The sequence below is a fragment of the Desulfopila aestuarii DSM 18488 genome (assembly GCF_900143695.1).
Classification (GTDB): domain Bacteria; phylum Desulfobacterota; class Desulfobulbia; order Desulfobulbales; family Desulfocapsaceae; genus Desulfopila; species Desulfopila aestuarii.
On the sequence record NZ_FRFE01000017.1, the window covers coordinates 23608 to 47771 of the forward strand.

The window sequence follows — 24164 nt, forward strand, 5'->3', positions numbered from 1 at the left end:
TTTTTGAGGGGGCTTAAAGCAGCTCAAGTCCAGAAAAGAAATAACCGATCTCAAATGCGGCAGTTTCTGGAGCATCTGAACCGTGTGTGGCATTTTCACCCACGAAGGTGCCAAATTCACGACGCAGTGTACCTTCAGCTGCTTCGGTCGGGTTGGTGGCTCCCATCAGGTCCCGCCATTTTTTGATTGCTCCTTCAGCCTCAAGCACCATCACAACACACGGACCGCTGCTCATGAAGGTGGTCAGCTCGTCAAAGAACGGCTTGCCGGCGTGGACGGCATAGAACCCTTCCGCCTCAACTTTGCTGAGATACAGCTTTTTGAGGCCAACCACCCTGAAATCCTCAGCGTAAATCCGAGCAAGAATCTTTCCGGCATTGCCAGCCTTAAATGCGTCTGGCTTGATGATCGCAAACGTTCGTTCCATAAACAATTCCCCTTTGTTCTGTTGATGTTATCCAAATAGTTCAGACAAGGTAATTTGCCTGAAAAGTCTCAAACACACCTATTGGTCCGCCAGCCGCAGCAACGCGTTGATAATTGCTGCGGCAATGGGACTCCCTCCCCTTCTGCCAGTAATGGTAATGGCAGGTATTTTGTACTGTTTCAGCATTTCTTTTGATTCTGCGGCATTGACAAACCCAACCGGTACTCCGACAATCAAACCGGGTTGCATCTTCTGCTCATCAATCAAACGTAAGGCAGCGATAAGTGCAGTGGGAGCGTTGCCGACCGCTATTGCAGCCAAATTATCCGTACATGATAGACGCATTGCAGCATCGGAGCGGGTTATTCCTTGTTTCCTCGCCAAATCAGCGGTTTCTTCATCGCTCACCCGACAGCTGACTGTACCACCAAATTTACTGAGTATATTACGACTGATACCACTCGCCACCATATTGACATCGGTGACGATATCGCCCCCCCGACGAAATGCATCAACAGCTGCATCGACAGGATCATGCTGAAACACAATACTTTCGGCTATGGAAAAATCTCCGGTGGCGTGAATCACCCTTTGCAATACACGAAATTCACCCTCACGATAATCGGATATTTTCTTGCCGGTCTGCTCGGTAAATTCTGATTCGATGATGCGAAAACTTTCCGCCTCAATCTCAGCGGGGGCTATATCCTGCAACTGGACCATGGATCACACCTGTCAGTTTGAATTGATTATTTCATGAAGGCGAAGAAGGCAATGGCGTGATCTGGCTAAATGCAGATGAATATAGCTGCCAAGAGCGTTATCGCTTACACACCCTTCCTTACCACCATCTTCGGTGGAATAGAGATACTCCAGTCCCGGGTCTCTTGCAATAATATCCGAATAGTGGAACTCGTGACCATATACCGTTTCACCAGCTCGACCGAGAAGACAATCATTTTGAATGCGTGCAGTTCGATATCCAAGCCTGCTGAGCCGCGGTTTCATTCGCACGGACACTGGGAATATTGCTGCCATGGGAAAGACCTCACCATCACCATCAGTCAAATCGCGGGTCATATACATAAAGCCGCCGCATTCGCCATACACGAAGCCGCCATTTGTTGCAAAATTCGCAATTGCCCTTCGCATCTCCACATTAGCACTCAGCTTTTGGCCATACAGCTCAGGATAACCACCCCCCAGGTAGATGCCGTCAAGGTTGGCGGGCAGGGATGTGTCATGTAGTGGGCTGAATTCTACCAACTCAAAACCACAGCTTTCAAAGAGATCAAAGTTCTCTTGATAATAGAAGCAAAATGCTTCATCTCTGGCCACGGCCAGCCTACGTTTTTTCTGGGATACGGAAGGTTCTGTCGATAATACCGTCTCCGATACCGGTCTCGCGGCAAATTGCAGAAGCCGGTCAAGGTCGATATGCTCTTCAACCGCAGCGGCAAGTTTATCCAACCTGGCATCACTGCCGGTAAACTCATGGCCCATATGCAGGCCCAGATGGCGTGAAGGCATCTCAAAATCGATGTCACGCGGGAAAAAACCGAGCACCTCGCTTTCACAATGTTCTCGTACTGCATCTTCGATAAGTTTTCGATGCCGGGCTGAGCCAATCCTATTGCAGATCACTCCACAGATCTTCACCCTTGGATCAAAACTTTCAAATCCCTTAATCACTGCTGCCACACTTTCGGCAGCAGAACGTACATCAATCACCAATAGCACAGGTAAATCAAGTAATGCGGCAAGCGAGGCAGAACTCGCCTCTCCACCATCAAAAAGACCCATCACTCCTTCAACCACCATCGCCTCACTTTCACTGGCATAATGGTGGAAAGAAGTCCTGCAGCACTCTTTGCCCATCATGTACAAATCGAGATTAATTGATGGCCTGCCGGCAGCAAGTTGATGCAGAGTCGGATCGATGAAATCGGGACCACATTTAAATGGCTGGACATTCACTCCTCTTCGGGCAAGAGCGGCTAGCAATCCAAGGGTAAGAAGCGTCTTGCCTGAGCCACTACGCGTCGCTCCAATAAGAAATTGCGATCGTGTCTTCATCTACCCTCCGATAATCATGAGTCTGCTTGCAAGCAGCAGCAAACCAAACAGGGCACTTGCCGTAAACATCAGCTTGTTGACCAGAACAATATCTGCTGGCACGAGTGTTCTCAGGGCTTCCCCCATGGTCGGTTTTTTCACAATGGATCCGAAGTAGCTGGAGTTGCCTCCAAGTTGCACCCCGAGAATGCCTGCAACAGCCGCCTCAGGGTGTCCGCTGTTGGGGCTGGCATGATTGTGCCGATCACGAAGAAAAATCTTCAACCCGCGAGCTGCATCCATACGCAGCATCCAGGCAGCGGCTACCAAGGCAAGGCCGCTTAATCGCGCTGGCAGAAAATTGACCAGATCATCCACCAGGGCAGCCGTCCTGCCGAAGTGGAGATAACGATCATTCTTGTATCCGTACATGGAATCCATTGTATTGATAGCCTTGTAGAAATATGCGCCAAGTAGTGCAAGTGAGATCTGCGAAAGCAACTCTCCTCCGGGGATAAGGCTTGCAAGAAAAGCGAAAAACAGCGGTGCGGTAATGCCATCCACCAGGTTTTCGGCCACCGTCTCAACACAGGCCCGGCAAACTCCATGCTTATCAAGTTCAGCAGTATCACGACCGACAATTTTGGCGACTTCTCTCCGGGCCGCGTCTATCCCTTCACCACTGATTAAAACCTGATAAACTCTGATGCTATGATCATACAAACCGCGACAGGCAATTGAACTGGACAGGAGCACCACGGCAACCAGTGACTCAAGAACAGGAGAAATTTTGTGCAACAGCATCAATACAATTCCTAGCACCAGCAGGGTCGAGCCCAACACCAGCAAGGTTGAAACAACACCGGCTAATCCAGGCGACACAAACACCTTTCTTGCCCGATCCTCATAGGTGGCACACAGCCAGCCAATTCCCTGAACAGGATGGGGAATACTTTTGGGGTCGCCTATGAGCAGGTCGAGGCAGAGAGCCGCAAGAAACTGGAGAGTAATGATCATGATGAGAGTCAAAAAATTTTCTACAGCTTCAGCAGCTGATACACTTTTTCCATATCGAGATTTGACCGCACCGTATCAGCCAGTCGGTCAAATGCTGCCTCAAGGTTGTAGGGTGCAACAATTCTACCGAGCTTCGGGTAACCCTTCCGCTCTCTGACAGAATCGAGAAACCAGCGTCTGAAAGAATCACTGTCAAAGATGCCATGCAGGTATGTTCCCCATACAAGATGGTTATTTGAACCGGAACCGCAAAATCCGCCAGAAGCAAATTTTAGTACCGGAGCATGATCCGGCGACACGGAAATTCCGTGATGAATCTCATAGCCGAACACCTCAAGGCCTGAGGCGAGATGTGTACCTTGCTGGCGGACGAGACGTTTCTCAGCTTTCAGTTCAGTTGTAAGGTTTAATAACCCTAAGGCATCGATAGTCGCTTTACTTGATTCAATTCCGAGTGGATCAGCGATACTTCTGCCAAGAATCTGGTAGCCGCCGCAGATCCCAACAATTTCTTTCCCACTCTCGGCTAATTGCTTCAGCGGGCCGACAAAACCTTTATCCTGCACGAAGCGGAGATCGCCAATGACGTTTTTCGAACCTGGTAAAATAACCAGATCATATTGATCCAGTCCGACAGGAGAATCAACAACAGAGAGGGTCACATCAGGTTCATCAAGCAGCGGTTCTACATCAGTGAAGTTGGAAATGTGCGGGAAGTTGAGCAACGCAATTCTAATCGATTCCTGTTCTTTTGAAGCACGGTTAAAAGAGCCCGCCTTAAACGATACGGAATCTTCTTCCGGTAACCCGAGATCACTGAGGTATGGGACAACACCCAATGCCTCACGTCCGGTGTGTTCAATAAGATAGCGGTGCGCATCTTCCAGCAGGGAGGCCTGGCCGCGAAAACGGTTGACCACAAAGCCACCAATCAATTCACGCTCCCAGGGAGCAAGAACCTCCATTGTGCCGACAAAAGAGGCATAGACTCCACCGCGGTCGATATCCCCCACCAGCAACACCGGGGCTTCAGCGTAGGCAGCCATCTTCATATTGACAATATCTTCCTGTTTCAGGTTCACCTCACCAGGTGAACCTGCACCTTCAAGCACGATAGCCTGATATTCATCAGCAAGACTGTCGTAACACTCCCTGACTGCCTGCCAGGCTTGTGGTTTGTATTTGCCGTAATCTAGAACTGACATATTGCCAACCGGCTTGCCTTTCACAATTATCTGACTGCCGGTGTCGGAATTGGGCTTTAACAGGATAGGGTTCATCCGAACATCTGGATCAAGCTTTGCCGCCTGAGCCTGGACCACCTGCGCCCTCCCCATCTCCTCACCATTTAAGGTAACAAAGGAGTTGAGCGACATATTCTGTGCTTTAAACGGTGCAACTCGTACCCCGTCCTGCAGGAGAATCCGGCACATAGCCGCAGTAAGAACCGACTTGCCGGCATTGGATGAGGTGCCCTGGAACATGATGGCAGGTGTTCTCGGACGCTGTACTTTTCTCCGCGTCGCAACGATGTCCGGGGCCAAACAGGTGGTCAGAGCTTCAACCATCCGTTCGTTTTCAGCCGCTGTTCTTACGGCAATGCGAAAATACCGGTCATCGAGCCCCTCATAATTATCACAGCATCGGATTAATATGCCATGCTTCAAGAGTTGTTCGGCAAGTTGAGGAGACGTTGTTCCGTTCGTCAGTCGGATAAGCAGATAATTGGCCGCAGATGGATAGAGACGAAGCTGCTGGCAACCTTCAAGATCGGCTATCAGTTTTGCCCGAAACGTTTGCGCAGTTTCCCTGCTTTGCTGTTGATAGTCTGTATCTTTAAGGCAGGCGACGCCAAATGACTGAGCTATGCAGTTAATAGTCCATGGCGGCATACCATTCTGGAGCTTTGCTGCAATTTCGGTTGGAAACACACCAAAACCAAGACGCAGGCCGGGCACACCGAAAAATTTTGTCATGGAATTGAGGGTCAGGATATTATCACGTTTTCCGGCAACACTTTCGCCGTCAATGACAAAATCCAAAAACGCCTCGTCAATCAGAAAGGTAACCTTGGGGAAATCGCCAGCCAGAGCAAGGATGGTTTCGGCAGGAACAAGCACTCCGGTGGGATTATTGGGTGAACCAAAGATAACGAGATCGTTATCCAGCAATTGCCGACCAAGCTCTTCACTATCGATCGCAAAGCCGTTTTGTTCATGTAACGGGACAGTAACTACGTCCATTCCGGCCTGACGTACCGCTTTCACGTAATCAATATAGGAAGGAACAGGGATGACCGCTCTTTGGCACCCAAGAACGCGAGGCAAAAGATAGAGCAGTTCGGTAGAGCCGTTCGCCGGAATAACCATCTCCGATGAAACGCCGGTATACCGTGCGATAGAATCCACTAATTGCCGATAATCAGGATCGGGATAATGAAGAACCTGCTCAAGCTCCCGGCTGACCATGGCCCGCAGCCATTCTGGCGGCCCGATGGGATTGATGTTTGCACTGAAATCTATTATCTGGCCGTAATCCTGACCAGCCTCCCGCAACACAGCGTGGATATTACCGCCATGACCGGTCCTGTTTCTCCCGGGTATTTCCGTCATCTGATCACGCCTTCAGGTTTAAGGTGTCAAACTGGTGCTTCCACTTACATCTCGTACTCAAATAATCGCTGTCAAGCCTATGGCAACGCTCATCTCGGTCAATTCACAGACCGCTCCCAGAGTGTCGCCGGTAACCCCACCTAGCCGGGTTCGGCAAAAGTTCCCGAACCAGAACACGGTAAATGCCATTACCCCAATGACTGTAGCGGCAGTTCCGATTCCTCCTGCCAGCCATGTCACAAGTAAAAGCAAAATCAGACCACCCAACGCGGCGTATCGTGTTCTGGTGGAATAAAACAATCCGCCAAGACCGCCTTCCTCCCGTGCATAACGGTGCAGAGCCATGGTGAAGAGAATAGCCGTTCTACCAGCAAGAGGCATGCAGAACACGGCCAGCATAACCTTTTCAACAGGCATGGAGGTCAAGGCCGCATATTTACCAAGCAGTACAAGAATCAGCACCACTACGCCCATGGCTCCGGTCCGGCTGTCTTTCATTATCTCAAGACTGCGTTCTCGCGGACGGGCGCTCAGGAGACCGTCCGCACTGTCGGCAAGACCATCAAGATGGAGAAAACCCGAAATAGACGACATATACATCACACTGACAAAAACTGTGACATTTCCTGGAAAAATCATAGCAGTAAGCCAGCAGACCAACGCCCCAATACTGCTTAAAAGCAGACCAATCATCGGGAAGGCATAAATTGACTGCGGAAATAACTGCCCGTCCCTCTCAGCCGCCCATCTTACCGGTATAACTGTAAGGAAACGAAGAGCACAGAAAAAGGATGCTATTGGTGCAAACGGTTCCTGCTTGTTTTCTTTCTCTTCAGGCTCCATAGCTGGCTACTTATCTGCACCGGCAACAGCTGCTTCCTCGAATGTCAATACCTCGGTCAAAACCGCAATAGAAGCTTCGACGATATTCATGGCCAGCGCTGCACCTGTGCCTTCACCCAGTCGAAAGTTCAGGTCCAGTAGTGGCTTCTTGCAGCCTAGCAGTTCTTGCATATGTTTATGGCCCGGTTCAACCGACCGATGAGAGAAAATAAGATAATCGCGGATGAAGGGTTCGATTTTGTAGGCCACCAACGCTCCGGCAGTGGAGATAAAACCGTCTACCAACACTGGTTTTCTATTGGCCGCCGCCCCGATAATGAGACCGGCGATACCACCTATTTCAAAACCGCCAACCTTAGCCAGGATATCGAGCCCATTTTTGGGATCCGGCTTATTCACCTCAATACTCTTACGCACAATGTTCATCTTGTGCTGCAGTTGCTCGTCGTTTAGACCAGTACCTCGACCGGTAAGTTCGGCCACATCCTTCCCGGTACACACTGCAGCAATAGCTGTAGATGGTGTCGTGTTGCCTATGCCCATATCGCCTGTTCCAAACAGGTCATACTCCTTGGATAACGTGTTGGCAACGTCGATCCCGGCCTCAATCGCCTTTCTTGCCATGGCATCACTCATGGCCGGTCCAACAGCGATATTGTTTGTACCAAAACCAATCTTCTTATCGATAATTTTTCCAGCAGTGGCCAGCTCACTCAAATCGGAAGCGACCCCCATATCGACCACGAAAACATCCGCTTTCGCCTGTCGGCACAGAGCATTAATACCTGCGCCGCCACGCACGAAGTTGTAGACCATCTGGGGGGTGACTTCACTTGGAAACTTGCTTACCCCCTCAGCAACAACACCATGATCGCCAGCCATGGTAACGATGGCTTTCTTACGAATCTTGGGAGTAACGGTTTGGGTCATACCGGCAAGCTCAATGGCCATATCCATCAGGTCGCCGAGCGACCAGTGGGGCAGTGCCAGGTTGTCAAGACGTGCTTTGGCGTGATCGCGTGCTTCGGAGTCCTGGGGAAAAATCTTTTCTTTCGTTGTCTCAAGTAAGCCCATATTCTGTTTCCGTACCAAATATTATGATTATCGTTCTTTTCGTTAACTCTTCGAGAGGGTAATGATCCCTTAGAAGGAGATTGTTTCTTTCAATGTCAGCGGGATACCGCAGGAGACCAGTATAACTTCGTCGGCCCTTTTGGCAAGAATGGTGTTACACCTGCCAACAAGATCCCGATATTTTCGAGCCAGGCTGTTATCAGGGACAATACCAAGACCAACCTCGTTAGTCACCAGACAGACCGTACCTGGAAATGCTTCGATTGCTTCACTGAGGCGTGCAGCCTCCTCGCGCATTTCTGTCTCGCCAAAGATTCTGTTTTCCCGTTCAGCGGAAAACATCAGGTTATTTACCCACAGGGTTAAGCAGTCGATCAAAACCGTATCATATGTTTTTAGTCGTGCCAGCAATCCACAAAGGTCAGTCTCTTCTTCAGCTGAATCCCAGGCCCGCCCTTCCCGCTCTCGCTTATGGGCATCGATACGCTCGTCCATCTCAGGGTCGATGACCGGGCAAGTGGCGACAAAACACTTCGTTCCAGCTAAAGCCTCGCATCGCTCAAGTGCGTAACTGCTTTTCCCGGATCTGGCCCCGCCTGTTATAAGAATGATTTTTTTCATCACGTTGTTTCAAGAATTCAGAGAGGTCAGCACCCCACCCTGGCTATGGAGTGAAAGCGTCGAATAACGGCCCGGCCTGATATCAAAAAGGAGATAATTCGCTGGTGACAGGTTGAGGTAAAGACAAAGCAGATGGCGTATTACGCCTCCGTGCGTCACGAGCAATATCTTCTCCGCTTCGCATTGCAGGATACATTCTTGTACCTTCTGCAGCCGACAAAGGAAATTACCGATATTTTCCCCGCCAGGGAAGGTGAACTGCTCCGACCAGTTGGACCAGGCAGCTACCTCACTTGGCCACAATTCAGCTATCTCGGAAAAGCTTTTATTCTCCCAGTCGCCAAAATCCATCTCCCGTAGATCATCTACTATCACGGGATCCAGGCTAAGCTGGAGGAACTCGGCACTCTGCCTGCATCGCAGCATGGGACTGCAAAACACGGCTGAAATATCTCTTCTACGAAGCCGTTCACCCGTCTGCGCTAACTGAACATAGCCATGCTCTGCGACCGCCATATCGGTTGAGCCTACCAACCGCCCATTGGCAGCCGTTTCACCATGTCGCAACAGATAAAGAGTTTTAGCCATGAGCTATTTGGCCAGCTGGTATTTACCGGCATACCCTCGTGGAGTAACCATTTTGTTGCGCCATGTATAGGTTGACTCATTGCCGATGAGCACACACGACTGCATGTTGATTTCCTGATCGAGCATATCTGCAAGGGTAGTCACAACAATTTGCTCATTGTCTCTGGTAGCAGCTGTAACGATACCAACCGGGGTCGTGAGCGGGCGGTATTGAGCTACAATATCTCTTGCTTTTTCTATATGAGATTCCCGCCGTTTGGACTTGGGGTTATAAATGGCTATGACAAAATCTGCTGAAGCTGCCGCATGCAGACGTTTTTCAATCACTTCCCATGGGGTGAGCAGATCTGACAGACTTATAGCCACAAAATCATGCATAAGCGGTGCGCCAAGGCGTGCAGCGCAACTGTTAAGAGCGGCAAGACCAGGTATCACATTGATTTCCACGTCGCTATCACGCTCGACTGCTATTTCATAGATAAGTCCGGCCATGGCATAAATGCCAGGATCGCCACCGGAGACAACGGCAACGGACGCACCGGCTTCGGCTTCCTCAAAGGCCAGGGTGCAGCGCTGCACCTCCTGCATCATCTGGGAGGAGATGACTTTTTTATCGGCCAGATACTCCGTAATCAAATCAAGATAGGTTGCATAGCCGATAACGACATCAGCATCCTGGATACATTGCAGGGCTTCAGGTGTTATATTGGCAACACTCCCCGGTCCGGTTCCGACAACATTGATCATGCCCATCTGTTCTTTATCCTTTTTGCAACCGCAAGGGTCACATCTTTCCATTTCATTTTACGAATTATTAACTGCGCTTCATGCCCATTCGCTCCGGCCGCAAGCAGCGATGCCGGTTCGGCAACGCCCTTGGCACCAACGGCCTTCATAACTGCAGCTGAATAACTTACGTCACCAACACCATTTAATTCGTCCCGCGTAAAAAATGTTGGATCTACGTTTCTTTTTTTAGCAAAATCGAGAATCCCGGTCTCATCATTTTTCACATCTATCGTCGCAATCCCGGCAATAGCACGTGTGTCAAGCTGGTGTTTATCACACAACTCAATAAACGATTGTTCTATATCTGTAACCGAGGTTCCTCGGTTACAGCCTACACCGAGATAAAGGTTCTCTGGTATACAACAGAGACCAGATGATGTCATGTTTTTATTGCAGCTTATAACAATATCGGCATCTTCCGGATTATCACAGGGCTTGAGGTCAAGAGGCAAACCAAGTAACGGAAGTTCGCTGAAAACGGTGAGAATAGCACCATCAACAAGCTTTGCGGATTTTTCGGTGAGGCGCATTCGATCGGTAACAATTAAACCATTTCGCCTAGCCCAGAGATCAAGTGCAGTGGCGCCTATCACATCACTTGCGGTTGTAATCACCGATTGCCCACCTGTGATAGTCGCGACCTTATCGGCTAACACATTACCGCCGCCAAGATGGCCAGAAAGCATGCTGATGGCAAAATGACCTCTCTGATCGACCACCACGATGCAGGGATCAGAAGTTTTATCTTGCAAGAGTGGCGCAATGGACCGGACAACAATACCTGTCGCCATGATGCAGATGATTCCCTGATATTCGTACCACACGTCCCGCATGGTATCGGCTATCTTTTTTTGGGCGACAAGGACATCACAGTTTGGCAATTCGGCGGCAATACGTTCTGCCAGTTGCCTGCCTTCTGCTGTAATGGAGAGTATGCATAACTTCATGCTGCGCCTTAACGAAAGAAAAATATACTACGTTCTCAGCCACCAAGAAAAAGATCAAATACAGCGAGAATAGATAGCATACCTGTGGTGAAGTGCAAGCCTATAGAGCAACAGACAGATAGGATAGCGGGTTCTAGTCTATTGCATACAGGTCCGTCCAGAGGGCTTGGGTTCGGACCTGTATGCAATGCAATGAACTGCTACCCTTTTTTCTCGGCGAGAAGAGTGCCCAGTTCGTTTCGGGCGAACTCAAGGGATGGGTCCAGGGTCAGGGATATGGTGAAATAGTGAATAGCTTCGTCTTTTTTACCCAGGCGGCTGTAGTTAACCCCCAGGTTTGCGTAATCGATACCCGAAGCAGGATTGAGATCAACAGCTCGTTTGAAATGGAAAATTGCTTTCTCGAAATCCTGCTGTTTGAAATAACAGACGCCGAGCATATTATGCATATCCGGGCGTTCGTCGTCCTCAGCAATTCCTTGGCTCAATACAGTGATAGCCTCTTCAAAGAGACCCATCTCTTTTAAACAATGTCCTTTGTAAGAATATATATAGGGCAAATCTTCAGGTTCCGGCTGAAGCGTCAGCGACCTGTCAAAATGGGCAATAGCTGATTCAGGAAAACCCATATTGACAAAATTCTTCCCACGATAAAACTCAAGGTAATAAGCTGAAGGCAGCAAATCTTCCATTTGCTGAAGCTTCTTTTCGAGCAGACTATTGTCATCAACAAGCTCCACCAACAGCTTAGCCGAGAAAAGGCCGACGTCCTGCACCATTGACCGTTCGCGAAAATGGGCACCTGGAATGATGGTGTACAGGGCTGGGATATCAAGTTGCTCGTGGGTCACATCGATCATAAAGGCCTGCATGTCTCTTGCTTGTAAAGCATTGATACAGTTTTCGATCTCTACCCGGATATTGTTATCTGAAAGATCGGCCATCTTATGAATAGCGGTGCATTTCGAGGTATCGGTGATATAGGAGACTTCTTCCATCGACAACGGTTTAGGCAGCCCGGATGCGACATAATTGGATCCACTGTTAAAGTCACCGGCCAGCTGGGCAACTTCGGTCACAGCCCGGATGAGCGCTTTCTCAGGATGCGGAGTGGTGCCGGCAGTATAGACAATTTCACTTTTGCCGGGAAAGGTCGAGCGGTCAATGGCAAGCGCAGCTACGGTACATATTCCGGTGTCGAGACTGAAATCGCTCAAATACATCTCGATGTTGTTTCTGGCGAATTTTTCCAGCAGCTCAACTGCGACCGGATCCTTTACAGAACCAGGATCAATCAGGGGTGTCTCGATTTTCTGATGACTGACGAGTGAGCAGACATGGCGCTCAACGATCTCACAGAGACCTTGAAGCGCGGCCTCTTCATAGGTATTACCAGCAGATGGCCCATTAAATTCATTGATGGCATAGAACCACGAAAACGGCACAAGCGTCTCTTCACCGGTCGTGACGTTGGTGGCCCATGCCCATTGCATTGGCAGATCTTCCAGCAGTTTTTCAAGAGTCGCCACCGGGGTCTTTGTATCATGGACAGAAGCCAGCAACAGCTCCATATCCATCACCGGATAACCAGCCTTACGCATATGTTGATAGTCACCGGTAAGAAAGTTGCCAGGATTGCTTTTATAAGCAAAAAAAGAGAATCGTTCCGCCAACTCCATGCAGGCAGAAGCCTTGGCTTGGCTCGGCGATGCACCCTTACCCATCTGTTTCTTGGTTCCGGTCAGTTCACTGGCTCCTTCTGCGCAAACACTGAAATAGACGGGAATGTCAAGTCGTCCATTATCAATTCTGTTTACCTCGCTCAAGATATTGATATCGAGCTTTTCAATCTGCGCATAAAAACGCTCAAGCGTATCCTCCGGACTGACGGCTTTATCCTGATCCCTGGTAAATGTCTTAAAACAATCGGAAAATGTGATCAATCTTCTTTTCATTATGAAAAACCTTATTTAAATTGCGGTGACAAATTATTTCACTCTTCTACTCATGCACTCATTCACACGACTCCACATCTACCACATTGTGGCATCTTTTTCAGCTGAATAGAGATGAGATCAAGGACTATCGATTACCACCCTGAAGGTAACTATCAGTACCTCATGATAAATTTACTTCTCCAGGATCTCATATTGCAGGCCACTTTCCGACAGTATCTCCTGGATTCTCGCATGCCATTTTTCGTCAGAAAATGAACAGGTAACTCGGCGACTGTCATTTGGGCCCATTTCGATAAAAAGGCCCAGCCTATCCGTCGGCAGAATATCTTCTGCCCGTTTCGACCACTCGATAACCGTCAGGCCCAATAGATAGAAGTACTCTTCGAATCCGAGATCTATGACTTCGGTCGAATCACTTAATCTATAGAAGTCCATATGGTACATGGGGATGCGTCCAGGATACTCGTGAAGTATGGCAAAGGACGGACTGGTCACATAACAGTCAGCAGGAACCTGAAGTCCACGGGCGATGGCCTGGGAAAGCGTGGTCTTGCCAGCTCCGAGGTCGCCGTCAAGACAGAAGACATCGCCAGGAGAAGCGTTCACGCCGAGAGCGTTCCCAAATTTTTCCGTTTCCTGAGGAGAGGATAGAGTAAAAACGTAGCTTGCCATATGTGTACAGTTTTGATACTTCGACATCAATGAACGATTTTTCCATTATAGAAAAACACACGGCCTGAGAACATACAAGGTATAGCCGCTGATGGCGATGAAAAATTGCCTTACAAACTTCGTCATGTCCGGCTTTCTCCATTCTTGTAATGCTCCGCTTGGCGGCACAAAAAAGCCCTGTCCGTTCAGCAGCGGACAGGGCTTAGACAATTTGCATATAGAGTGTAGTGTTTTGTCAGTTTATCTTGGCAACATTCTCCGCTTGCAGTCCTTTGTCAGTTTTAGCCACAGAAAACTCAACAGGTTCTCCTTCTTCAAGGCTGCGGAACCCGTCTCCGTTAATTGCACTGTAATGAACAAAGACATCACCCTGCCCATCAGGTCTTTCCAGAAATCCATACCCTTTACTGGCATTAAACCATTTAACTTTTCCTTTGACACGATCTGACATCCTGCAATCCTCCAATAATTGACATGACGACCCTCGTTCGCCGCCGGTAACGGGCTGCACCCGCCCAATCCAGTTCCTAACAAACAAAGGAACATATATTTAGATAGCAGATTATTTATTAGGGAGTCAAGTATCATTTATGTTTTTTGTGATTCAAACAACAGGTTAAGTAGATGACACGTTCTCATTTTGCAATCATCCAGTTGTCAGAAAAACGGTAGGGCCTCGTTCTGTAATGGTTATTTTAACCACCAGGTCATGATCAATTGCAGGGGGGCATAATAATCCGGCAAAACCTCCGGCATTGAAAATTTATTGTGATAGGCAATCCGGTGGCCACTCATATACCAGTTAGGGACAAGGTAATAGCCGTACCAGAGCACTCGATCCAGCGCTCTGCTTGCTGCAACGAGCTCCTCCTGATTACCTGCATAAATAATTTTATCGATGAGATAGTCGACGGCTTTGGATTTGATGCCGGCATAATTGTTAGACCCCGGTTGATCTGCAGCCTCAGAATGCCAGAAGTTACGCTGCTCATTCCCAGGCGACTGCGACTGACCATAGGCCGCGACTATCATATCAAAATCAAAACTCTTCAACCGCTCCGTATAGAGCGTTGAGTCTATCGTCCTGTAGCTGACCTTCATACCGAGCTTTTCGAGATTTCCTACATAGGCGGCCATAACTCTCTCAAAAGAAGGGTTGACGAGGATGATCTCAAAAGCAAACGGCTCGCCATTCTTATTGACAAGAACGCCATCTTTAATTGAGTATCCGGCATCTTTCAGTAATGCCATCGCTTCACGCAGATTTTTCCTTAATCCAGCCGTTCCGTCCGTCACCGGTGCCTTGAGCGGCGTAGTGAACACCTCCGGGGGCAACTCATTTTTATATGTCGAGAGATATTCGAGTTCAAGTCCTTCTGGCAAACCTGTTGCCGCCAGATACGAGTTGCTGAAAAAAGATTCGGAACGTGTATACTGGCCATAAAACAGGGCGTTATTGGTCCACTCAAAGTCGAGGGCGAGGCCAATGGCCTTTCGCACCTTTTTGTCCTGGAACATTGGCTTTCTGGTATTCATAAGAAAGCCCTGCATCCCTGCGTTATTGTGGTGCGGGAACAGTTTCTTCACTAATTCTTTCGATTCAAAGCGCGGTCCCTCCAGATCACGAGCCCATTGTTTTGCAATGTTGACCGAAAGCACATCAAACTCACCGGCCTTGAACGCCTCAACCGCAACAACCTGATCTTTGTAATATTTCACCGTAATCGTGTCGTAATTAAACATCCCCTTACGTGTTGGATGATTTCTCGCCCAGTATTCAGGGTTCCGTTTATAGGTGATTGCCCTCCCCTGCTCAACCTTATCGACAACATAAGGACCCGAACCAATGGGCGGGGTCAGAAACTCCGCCTCGCCAGCATCTCCGGGAAAACTGTTTTTCGAGAATATTGGAATCTGGCATGCGATCATCGGCAACTCTCGATTGGCCTTGCTGAATAGAAATCTGATTCTGGTGGCATCGACAATTTCCGAACCTGAAATATCACGATAGTAATACGGGTAGAATGGATGCACTGTCGGACCCTTCAGAGTAGCCAGCGAATACGCAACATCCTCAACGGTCACCGGTGTGCCGTCGGAAAATCTCGCATCGGGATGAAGAGTGAAGGTCATCGACATTTTATCCTCGGCAACCGCGATATCTTTTGCGATGAGACCATACTCAGAAAATGGTTCGTCGAGACTGGCAACAGCAAGGGGATCGAAAACAAATGTTTCAAGTCCATACGGTTCCTGCCCTTTCAGGGTAAAAGGATTCATCTTGTCAAAACCGCCGATATCATGCAGGACAAGCTTTCCACCAACTTTCGCCAAGGGAGAACTATAGGAGAACTGTTGAAAGTCCGCGGGATATTTCAATGCACCATTCATCGACAAGCCATGTGCACCCCAAGACGGAGAAGGAACACCCATGGCTATACAAATAAGAACACTAGATATCGCAACCAGATAACGCATAACATTCTCCTGAAAACAAAGAGCTGTGGTGATAATTTGAGATAAAACTCCGAAAAATCATCAAGAATAATCTTCTCGTCAGAATACCACTTTTGCGGTATTATGTCGAATTCACATGTTTATTTGTTACCGTTTCAACCGAAGGTACTGCAACACACAACATATCACGTAGAAGATACCCTGCCGCACATCAATGTATCGGTTTTTTCGACGCAGAGGAAACCGAAGGTTGAGCTGAGTACTCTGCACAATGACTGTGCGTTGCGCACGCTACAGTGCTTATTTACGAGTTCATTATTTTTGGAGTTTACCCATGGGAAAAACCATAGCTGAAAAAATTTTTGCGGCCCATCTCAAGGACCAGCCGTCTCCGGAAAATATGGTGCTGAATCTCGATGTGGTTATGTGTCATGAGATCACCACCCCGATCGCTATCATGGATCTTGTCGAAAAAGGCATGGACCAGGTATTCGACCCAACAAAAATCAAGGCCGTTATCGACCACGTCACCCCCGCCAAGGATTCCAAGACCGCCATGCAGGGAAAAATCATGCGCGATTGGGCCAAACGCCACAATATCAAAGATTTTTTTGATATTGGTGAAAACGGTGTCTGTCATGCGCTTTTCCCGGAGAAAGGATTTGTCCGCCCGGGCTACACAGTCATTATGGGCGACTCCCACACCTGCACCCACGGAGCATTTGGCGCCTTTGCCGCCGGCGTTGGCACTACTGATCTCGAGGTCGGTATCTACAAAGGTGTTTGTTCTTTCCGTGCTCCGAAAACCATGAAGATCGTCCTGGAAGGTAGCCTCGCCCAAGGCGTAACAGCCAAGGATGTCATTCTCGCCATTATCAAAAAAATCACAGTGAACGGCGCCACCGATAAAATTATCGAGTTTGTCGGTCCGGTAGTCGACAAGATGACCATGGCTGCCAGAATGACTCTGTGCAACATGGCCGTCGAGGCCGGCGGCACCTGCGGGATCTGCCTGCCCGATCGGGTAACAGCAGAGTACCTCTGGCCATTTATTCAAGGCGAATTCGCTACTATCGACGACGCTGTAAGTGAATACACCAAATGGCATTCCGACCCTGACGCTGCCTATGAGCAGGTTATTACCATCGATGTCTCCAGCCTCACCCCGCAGGTCACTCATGGCTTCAAGCCGGATCAGGTCAAAGACGTCACCGAACTCGCAGGATCGCCCATTGATCAGGTCTATATCGGCTCCTGTACCAACGGTCGCATTGAGGATCTGCGTGATGCCGCGAGTATCCTGAAAGGCAAAAAACTTGCCCCAGGCGTACGCGGTATCGTCACCCCTGCCACCCCGTTGATTTACAGCCAGGCCCTTGAAGAAGGCATTATCAAGATCTTTATGGATGCTGGATTTTGTGTTCTCAACCCGACCTGTGGCGCCTGCCTTGGCATGAGTTCCGGTGTTCTGGCTGAAGGAGAGGTGTGTGCCTCAACGACCAACAGAAACTTCAATGGCAGAATGGGCAAAGGCGGCATGGTCCACCTCATGAGCCCCTTCTCCGCTGCTGCCGCTGCTGTGGCAGGCACCATTGTCGATCCGCGACCATATCTCAACAAGTAAGAGGCGTACCTATGAAACAGTTTGGTGGACCCACAATTTTTTTCGATAGAAGTGATATCAATACAGACGAGATCATTCCGGCAAAATATCTGACGGAGATCACAAAAACCGCTCTCAAACCACACCTGCTTGAAGATCTCCTGCTTGACGGTAAGGCATTTGATCCGGCATCTGGCGAACTGCAGCAGGCAAATGTCGTTGTGGCGCGAGCTAACTTTGGTTGCGGCTCTTCACGTGAACATGCTGTCTGGGCATTTGAAGTCAATGATATCAACGTTATTATCGCCGAAAGCTTTGCCAGAATATTCAGGCAAAATATGTTTAACTGCGGAATTCTGGCAATTGAGCTTCCCAAAGAAGATATTGATAAACTTTTCGCTCTCTCAGGCAGTGTAAATATTGCAGTTGATCTTACTGACTGCAAAATGACCGCTACCTCGTCATCTGGTGAAAAAGCGATCTGCAGCTTTACCCTCAACGCCTTCGACAAGGATTTGGTGGGCGCAGGCGGCTGGCTGGCCTATGCTGACCAAAGATATTGATAGCGATTCTGTAACAGAAAATCTGTCAAGCAAATAAATAAAAGGGCGTAAGCGGCAATTCAGCCACTTACGCTCTTTTTTTGTTTATATCTGGGCTTTTGTGAAATGACGATTTTCGATTAAAATCAAAAATCAAGGCATGCAAAAAGATTTACCACAGGCATATGCATAGTATTCCGAGGATTAGATTTTGAGCATAAAGCCGGGCTTGAACGAAAAGGCCATTTTGCCATTGGTTCATCTGCAACAATTTTCACCCACAGTTACATACAGTCTCAACCCTGACAGGTGAACGCAAGGTTTGCAGGACAACGCAATACCTTTCAGTAAGTTCCAATAATTTTGAAATTTTCTCAGGAGGTGCAGGCGAATCGAGTTCAATGAATAACCGAATTTCCCTAAACCCAACGGGTACCTCCTTTGAGATACCGAGCGTACCGCGAAAATCAAGATCACCTTCCGCACGAATCGAACCACTTTGGAAAGGAATTTCAAGAGCAGTTGCCACAGCAGAAAGAGTGACACCGGCACAAGCGACTAGGGCTTGAAGCAGCATATCTCCAGAGCACGCTTGCAAACCCGATCCCCCTGTAGCTGTATGAAGGCCAGCTTCTATCAGTGCCTTGCCAGTACTGATACTACAAGATACATCTTCACCAATCCTTCCTTCAGCATGAAGAGTGTACAATGCAGAATCAGGCGATTGACTATACTGCTCCTTTAAGGGAGCCTGTTTTGATCTAAGCTCTTCACTGTTCATAACATATCCTCTTTTAGGCTGACGTGCGCAATATGTTACAAGACTGCATCATGACGTATTAATCAGATAGCAGAAAGACTCTCTCCCAGTCTCAGGACTCCCTCCCATAAGGACCTTATACTTGGAGTATCCCTACGCCTCGATCATATCAAAATCCATCTGACGCATTAAATTGCCTATGTTCTCTTTTTCGCAACAACAGGGCAGAGGCAAGGCAAAGGAGTGTTGCTCCAAAAATTATCCAAAAAACGATCGACAGTGCGTTCGATACGGCCAGCGAGAGCAGTAGCGCACTCTGCTCATTGAGCATTTGCCTGAATTCATCACGAAAGAGATTCTCCACGCTTTTGCGCAGAAGATCCATAACTGCAGGTGGAATCATGGTAGCCGAATCTTGCAGATTACGAAGAAGCCCGGTTGTCACTACGCCTCCGCAGATGCCCACGCCGATCGTCCCGCCAAGAGTTCTGGAAAACTGATGAAAAGACGTTGCCACACCAAGATTGACGTTGGAAAGATCTGATTGTACCAGCAACAAAGTGGACAAGGTGACAAAGCCCATGCCTAGACCGGCAAGCAAAAATACAAGAAAACAGACACTCAGAGAGGTTTGTGGATTAAAAAACAGCATTGCCGCGCTGCTGATAACAAGAAACAATCCACCCAGTATAGCAGCTTGCCTACTGCCTGCACCATCAACGAATCGACCAAGCACAAGTGACCCTGCAGACCAGCCAAGGCTCAAGGATAACATTGTCACACCAACTTCCATGGGCGTTTTGGCCAATGCGCCTTCTATGAAAAGTGGGACATATGCAAACAGCGAAAAAATGGCAAAACTGGCAAAAAATGCCGCAACGTTTCCAAGGGCAAAAACTGGTCTTACAAAAAAACGTAGATCGAGCACTGGGTCAGCTGCCCGCTTCTCAATAGCAATAAATAGTACACCAAAAATTACTGACAACACCCCGAGTCCCAGTATCTGCGGCGAAAACCATGCGTAATTCCGCCCGCCTATAATGAAAATTGTTAAAAAAGAAAGAATGAAACCGGATAGACAGGTAATACCACCGATATCCAGTTTCACCTTTTTCGGAGTTCGTGTCTGACTTGGCAGGAAACGACCAATTGTTGCCAACGATAAGAGCGCAAGAGGCACATTGATAAAAAAGATCCACCTCCAGGAAACATATGTAACGATAACACCGCCTAATGTCGGGCCGATAATCGAAGAAATACCCCAGACGGAACTGGCAAACGACAAAGTCTTACCTCTCTCGCCCGGGAGCGAAATTTCCGAAAGAACAATATATACCAAGGCAAATATGCCTCCGGCCCCGAGCCCCTGAAAGACTCTTGCACTGATGAGAATTGACATTGATGATGCGGCGCCTGCTAAAAAAGAGGCCAGCATAAAGACGGTTATAGAAAAAAGGAAGAGGCCCTTTGTGGAGTATCGATCTGCCAGTTTACCGAATACGGGCAACGACACTGCTCGAGCAAGGAAATAGGCAGAATATACCCAACTATAAAGGGTCAGGCCACCGAGGTCAGTGACGATAGAAGGCATTGCCGCACTCACGATCAGGGCATCCATGGCCCCGAGAAAAAGGGCGAGAAGTGCGGCTAAGAGGATGAATTTTTTGTTTTGCACAATAGGTTCCTGCATAGAGATGCCTTGAAATATTTACTATGTCTTCCATAAAATAGGACAGTTTGGCAACTCGTATGCCCAATTTAAAAAGGTGAAAATGAAAAGAACCTTTCCATTCATTGCATCGCCCGCAATGTTGATAATCTCGGAAAGGCGGCAAATTCTCAGTTCAAGAGCGAAAATTTCCACTTAGAAGCCACGCCGTATACATTTCAATAGAGACTACACATGAAACATCAATAATTTGGAGATCTTATCCAGAATATTGGTTTCAATACACGACTGGAAATGGAAATTCTGAATACACGATGGGAGTAAATCAAGCCGGTTGACCCGGACCTCATTTTATCGGAAATGAGCGACAAACAATTATTTTCTGAAATCTGCAAACTGCCACTGCAAACTCCTTGTGTTGATAATTAGTTGGTTACCGAATCAACGATCAGGTCAGGGACATCCACGCCCGGAATCCTTCTGGTTTGGTCGTTCCAGCCAGCAGGAATCGATACTTCAAGAAAGATTCAGCCGTCAGAGAAACATCAGAGACTCAAAAGATGTCTCTCTGACAAGCTCTTTCAGAAAAAATTATTCCACCGTAACACTCTTTGCAAGGTTTCGGGGTTGATCCACATCGCACCCCCTGCGGGTCGCTATCTCATAGGAAAGCAACTGGGCAGGAATGGTGTACATGATCGGGTTCATATCTTCGTGGACGTTCGGCATATAGATGATATCGTCGGTGATGTTCTGGAGATGCGTATCACCCTCGGTGCCAATAAGAATGAGTCGTCCCAGGCGGGCTTTTATCTCTTCGACATTGGAGATCGATTTTTGATAGACATCGTCCTGCGGAACCAGGGCGAGGATAGGCATATCCTTGTCAATGAGGGCTATAGGTCCGTGTTTGAGTTCACCCGACGCGTAACCTTCAGCGTGAATATAGGAAATCTCTTTTAATTTCAAAGCGCCTTCCAGGGCGATTGGGAAACTGAGTCCCCTGCCGACAAATAAAAAGTCGCGGGCATCATAGAACGACTCAATCAACCTCGAGATCTGATCCTGAATTCGGGGCAACTCTTTTTCTATAACAGAAGATATACCGATAAGAGCCCGGCCCAACTCTACGCCCTTCTCCTTGGAAATGGTCTTTTTCTGCTGAGCAACATATATGGTAAAGAGGAAAAGGGCTGCCAGTTGAGCGGTAAAAGCCTTAGTTGAGGCAACACCTATTTCCGGACCTGCATGGGTATAAACCGTGCCATCAGATTCCCGGGTCATTGTCGAACCCACCACATTACAGATAGTAACTACTTTAGAGCCCATTTTTTTGGCAATGCGAATCCCGGCAAGGGTATCTGCTGTCTCGCCGGATTGGGAGATGGCAATGGTCATCACCCGTTCATTGATAAGTAAATGCCGATACCTAAACTCAGAAGCGATATCAACATCGACGGGGATATTGGCGTATTTCTCAATCCAGTATTTTGCGACCAGCGCTGCATGCCATGAGGTGCCACAGGCCACAAGGAAGATACGGTCAATTTTATCAAAATCCGCACCCTGAAGATTTAGCTCTGGAATAGAAACTTCACCGGTTTCAGCATTGATCCGACCACTGAGAGTATTAGTAATAGCTTGTGGTTGCTCATAAATCTCTTTCAGCATGAAATGTTTATAGCCGGCCTTTTCTGCCATGGCTGCATTCCATTCAATAAACTGCACAACTTTATCCACCTCTTCTCCTGTCAGAAGTGACTGGACAGAGTAGGAATTTTCGCGAATCACGGCGAGTTCCATATCATCGAGGAACACCACCTGATCGGTGTAGGGCAAAAGCGCAGGAATGTCTGAAGCCATGAAGCTCCCTTGATCGTCGCTGACCCCAAGCACCAACGGGCTCTGGTTACGGGCTGCAACCAGCATGTCAGGAGCTTTAGCCCAAAGAACACCAAGGGCAAATGAACCTTCAACCTCTTTAAGCGCTGCTTTAACTGCTGCCACCAGATCGTCGGAGAGATGCTCTTCTATCAGATGGGCAAGCACCTCGGTATCTGTTTCTGAATTGAAGATATGGCCTTTTGCTTTGAGATCTTCTCGTAATGAGTGATAATTTTCAATGATACCATTATGTACCACGACCAGATCACCAGTGCAGTCACTGTGGGGATGGGCATTTTTCTCGGTTGGGGCACCATGGGTCGCCCATCTGGTATGACCAAGGCCGAGATGCGAAGGCGCGACGATAGCGTCACCGATACGGTTTTCCAGGTTGATGAGCTTGCCTTCAGCCCGATATTTCACCAAGGCTCCATCCTGCAGATAGACGACACCCGCAGAGTCGTACCCTCGGTATTCCAATCGTCGTAAACCTTCCAGTACGACCGGTACTACCTTCCGCGGTCCGACATACCCTACGATTCCACACATAATCTTCTCCTCAAAATATATGTCTGTATAAAAACCGACAGAACAGACGTTTCAGTTCAATAACGAATCCAATGGGTCTATGTCGAGCAATCTCAAATGATTTTTCTAGAGGTGCATAAACCATGGCAGAAAATACTAAATTAACACAATTTTTCATGTCATTTCCAGGTTATTCTTTTCTTTAACCCGAAAAACCGTTAGACTGTAACATTCAGTAAAGTATCACACTGAAACGAGAGCCATGACTCTTGTCAAATCCCCTGCAAAAGGATGTACTCATGATAACAGAAAAACAGCGTTTGAAAGAAATTCTTCTCGATAAATCGTACCGCAAGGGCACATTTACCCTTACTTCCGGAAAAACATCTGATTTTTATATAGACGGAAAACAGACCACCTTATCCGCCGAAGGAGCGTATCTTTGTGGCAAACTGCTCCTTGAACTGATTAACACCAAAGGTGACAATATCGAAGCCGTTGGCGGCATGACCCTCGGTGCAGATCCACTGGTCACCGCAGTTTCCCTTGTCAGTTTTCTCGAAGACAAACCAATCCCTGCCTTTATTGTGCGAAAAGAGGCAAAAGGCCATGGGACCGGCAACTATATTGAAGGCATGAAAAACATGCCCGCCGGCTGCACCGTGGCATTGGTTGAAGATGTCGTCACCACCGGTGGAACACTACTGAAGGTTATCGAGCGCGTTGAATCTCAGGGCTTTAAAGTTGGCCTGGTTGCCACCGTCGTCGAACGACAGGAAGGTGGTGTTGAAGTGCTCGCCAAAGCAGGTTATCGCCTCGAGTCCGTTTTTACCAGAGAGGAGCTGCTCAGCTGACAGACTATGAAATGCCGCGAATGTTCAGGCAAGCTTGAAGTGCATCGCATGTGCCGGCGCGTACGGATGCGGTGCACGAAATGCCAGAAAGAATATCATATCCATGAGGTAGCCGGTGACCTTGACGAGGAAACCGAAGAGATCCTGGCACGATATACCTGCATAGTGTACGACTGAGAGAGATCTCATATTTCTGGGCCAAAACTACACCCACCACGGCCCATCATGTTTCTCACAATATTTCGGCATCCGGTTCTTACCGGT

General features: G+C 48.3%; 22 protein-coding genes. 4 read left to right on the forward strand and 18 right to left on the reverse strand.

From position 1 onward, the window contains the following. Positions 1–13 precede the first annotated feature (13 nt). The 15 genes from ndk to BUF15_RS16150 all read right to left on the reverse strand — a co-directional run bounded on the left by ndk (position 14) and on the right by BUF15_RS16150 (position 16081). Positions 14–427 carry a nucleoside-diphosphate kinase gene (gene ndk / locus BUF15_RS16080; RefSeq protein WP_073614733.1) on the reverse strand — a complete coding sequence of 138 codons (414 nt, stop codon included), beginning with the start codon at positions 425–427 and terminating at the stop codon, positions 14–16. A gap of 78 nt (positions 428–505) precedes the next feature. Continuing rightward, the gene (locus BUF15_RS16085; protein WP_073614734.1) at positions 506–1150 is read right to left on the reverse strand and encodes a precorrin-8X methylmutase; all 645 of its coding nucleotides are present in this window, start codon (positions 1148–1150) and stop codon (positions 506–508) included. A gap of 12 nt (positions 1151–1162) precedes the next feature. Further along, on the reverse strand, positions 1163–2503 hold the full coding sequence (locus BUF15_RS16090) for a cobyrinic acid a,c-diamide synthase CobB (RefSeq protein WP_073614735.1): 1341 nt from the start codon (positions 2501–2503) through the stop codon (positions 1163–1165). Further along, a complete protein-coding gene (cbiB, locus tag BUF15_RS16095) occupies positions 2504–3499 on the reverse strand; it encodes an adenosylcobinamide-phosphate synthase CbiB (RefSeq protein ID WP_073614736.1) in 996 nt (331 codons plus the stop codon). A gap of 20 nt (positions 3500–3519) precedes the next feature. Continuing rightward, positions 3520–6111, reverse strand: coding sequence for a cobyric acid synthase (locus tag BUF15_RS16100; protein ID WP_073614737.1), 2592 nt, complete (start codon positions 6109–6111; stop codon positions 3520–3522). A gap of 57 nt (positions 6112–6168) precedes the next feature. After that, the gene (gene cobS / locus BUF15_RS16105; RefSeq protein ID WP_073614738.1) at positions 6169–6954 is read right to left on the reverse strand and encodes an adenosylcobinamide-GDP ribazoletransferase; all 786 of its coding nucleotides are present in this window, start codon (positions 6952–6954) and stop codon (positions 6169–6171) included. Between the two features lie 6 nt (positions 6955–6960). Further along, the gene (gene cobT, locus BUF15_RS16110; RefSeq protein ID WP_073614739.1) at positions 6961–8028 is read right to left on the reverse strand and encodes a nicotinate-nucleotide--dimethylbenzimidazole phosphoribosyltransferase; all 1068 of its coding nucleotides are present in this window, start codon (positions 8026–8028) and stop codon (positions 6961–6963) included. 69 nt (positions 8029–8097) lie between these two features. Then, on the reverse strand, positions 8098–8649 hold the full coding sequence (gene cobU / locus BUF15_RS16115; RefSeq protein ID WP_073614740.1) for a bifunctional adenosylcobinamide kinase/adenosylcobinamide-phosphate guanylyltransferase: 552 nt from the start codon (positions 8647–8649) through the stop codon (positions 8098–8100). 9 nt (positions 8650–8658) lie between these two features. Next, positions 8659–9237 (reverse strand): histidine phosphatase family protein, encoded by a 579-nt coding sequence (locus BUF15_RS16120; protein ID WP_073614741.1) that lies wholly within the window; start codon positions 9235–9237, stop codon positions 8659–8661. Positions 9238–9240: 3 nt separating this feature from the next. After that, the gene (gene cobJ, locus BUF15_RS16125) at positions 9241–9990 is read right to left on the reverse strand and encodes a precorrin-3B C(17)-methyltransferase (RefSeq protein ID WP_143170742.1); all 750 of its coding nucleotides are present in this window, start codon (positions 9988–9990) and stop codon (positions 9241–9243) included. Then, positions 9981–10973 carry a cobalt-precorrin 5A hydrolase gene (locus tag BUF15_RS16130; RefSeq protein ID WP_073614743.1) on the reverse strand — a complete coding sequence of 331 codons (993 nt, stop codon included), beginning with the start codon at positions 10971–10973 and terminating at the stop codon, positions 9981–9983. The genes cobJ and BUF15_RS16130 overlap by 10 nt, the downstream gene beginning before the upstream one ends. A gap of 200 nt (positions 10974–11173) precedes the next feature. Then, complete coding sequence (locus BUF15_RS16135; RefSeq protein WP_073614744.1) at positions 11174–12928, reverse strand: YcaO-like family protein; 1755 nt, start codon at positions 12926–12928, stop codon at positions 11174–11176. A gap of 174 nt (positions 12929–13102) precedes the next feature. Next, complete coding sequence (gene tsaE, locus BUF15_RS16140; protein ID WP_073614813.1) at positions 13103–13603, reverse strand: tRNA (adenosine(37)-N6)-threonylcarbamoyltransferase complex ATPase subunit type 1 TsaE; 501 nt, start codon at positions 13601–13603, stop codon at positions 13103–13105. Between the two features lie 235 nt (positions 13604–13838). Further along, complete coding sequence (locus BUF15_RS16145) at positions 13839–14054, reverse strand: cold-shock protein (protein ID WP_073614745.1); 216 nt, start codon at positions 14052–14054, stop codon at positions 13839–13841. A gap of 239 nt (positions 14055–14293) precedes the next feature. Continuing rightward, positions 14294–16081, reverse strand: coding sequence for an extracellular solute-binding protein (locus tag BUF15_RS16150; protein WP_073614746.1), 1788 nt, complete (start codon positions 16079–16081; stop codon positions 14294–14296). Positions 16082–16394: 313 nt separating this feature from the next. Here BUF15_RS16150 and BUF15_RS16155 point away from each other — a divergent pair, with 313 nt between their 5' ends. Beyond that, complete coding sequence (locus BUF15_RS16155) at positions 16395–17684, forward strand: 3-isopropylmalate dehydratase large subunit (protein ID WP_073614747.1); 1290 nt, start codon at positions 16395–16397, stop codon at positions 17682–17684. An 11-nt stretch (positions 17685–17695) separates the two neighbouring features. After that, positions 17696–18226 (forward strand): 3-isopropylmalate dehydratase small subunit, encoded by a 531-nt coding sequence (locus tag BUF15_RS16160; RefSeq protein ID WP_073614748.1) that lies wholly within the window; start codon positions 17696–17698, stop codon positions 18224–18226. Between the two features lie 253 nt (positions 18227–18479). On the opposite strand, the gene BUF15_RS16165 is transcribed toward BUF15_RS16160, so the two are convergent. From BUF15_RS16165 to glmS, 3 genes are all read right to left on the reverse strand, one after another. Further along, a complete protein-coding gene (locus BUF15_RS16165; RefSeq protein ID WP_073614749.1) occupies positions 18480–18986 on the reverse strand; it encodes an OsmC family protein in 507 nt (168 codons plus the stop codon). Positions 18987–19134: 148 nt separating this feature from the next. After that, entirely contained in the window at positions 19135–20640 is a 1506-nt protein-coding gene (locus BUF15_RS16170) for an MFS transporter (protein WP_234981196.1), read from the reverse strand. Between the two features lie 585 nt (positions 20641–21225). Further along, positions 21226–23067, reverse strand: a complete 1842-nt coding sequence (glmS, locus tag BUF15_RS16175; RefSeq protein ID WP_073614751.1) for a glutamine--fructose-6-phosphate transaminase (isomerizing) — start codon at positions 23065–23067, stop codon at positions 21226–21228. 281 nt (positions 23068–23348) lie between these two features. Between glmS and pyrE the strand changes: the two genes are divergently transcribed. Together pyrE and BUF15_RS27425 are read left to right on the forward strand one after the other, a co-directional pair. After that, positions 23349–23900, forward strand: coding sequence for an orotate phosphoribosyltransferase (gene pyrE, locus BUF15_RS16180; protein ID WP_073614814.1), 552 nt, complete (start codon positions 23349–23351; stop codon positions 23898–23900). 6 nt (positions 23901–23906) lie between these two features. Then, complete coding sequence (locus BUF15_RS27425) at positions 23907–24077, forward strand: dual CXXC motif small (seleno)protein (RefSeq protein ID WP_200802401.1); 171 nt, start codon at positions 23907–23909, stop codon at positions 24075–24077. Positions 24078–24164 lie beyond the last annotated feature (87 nt).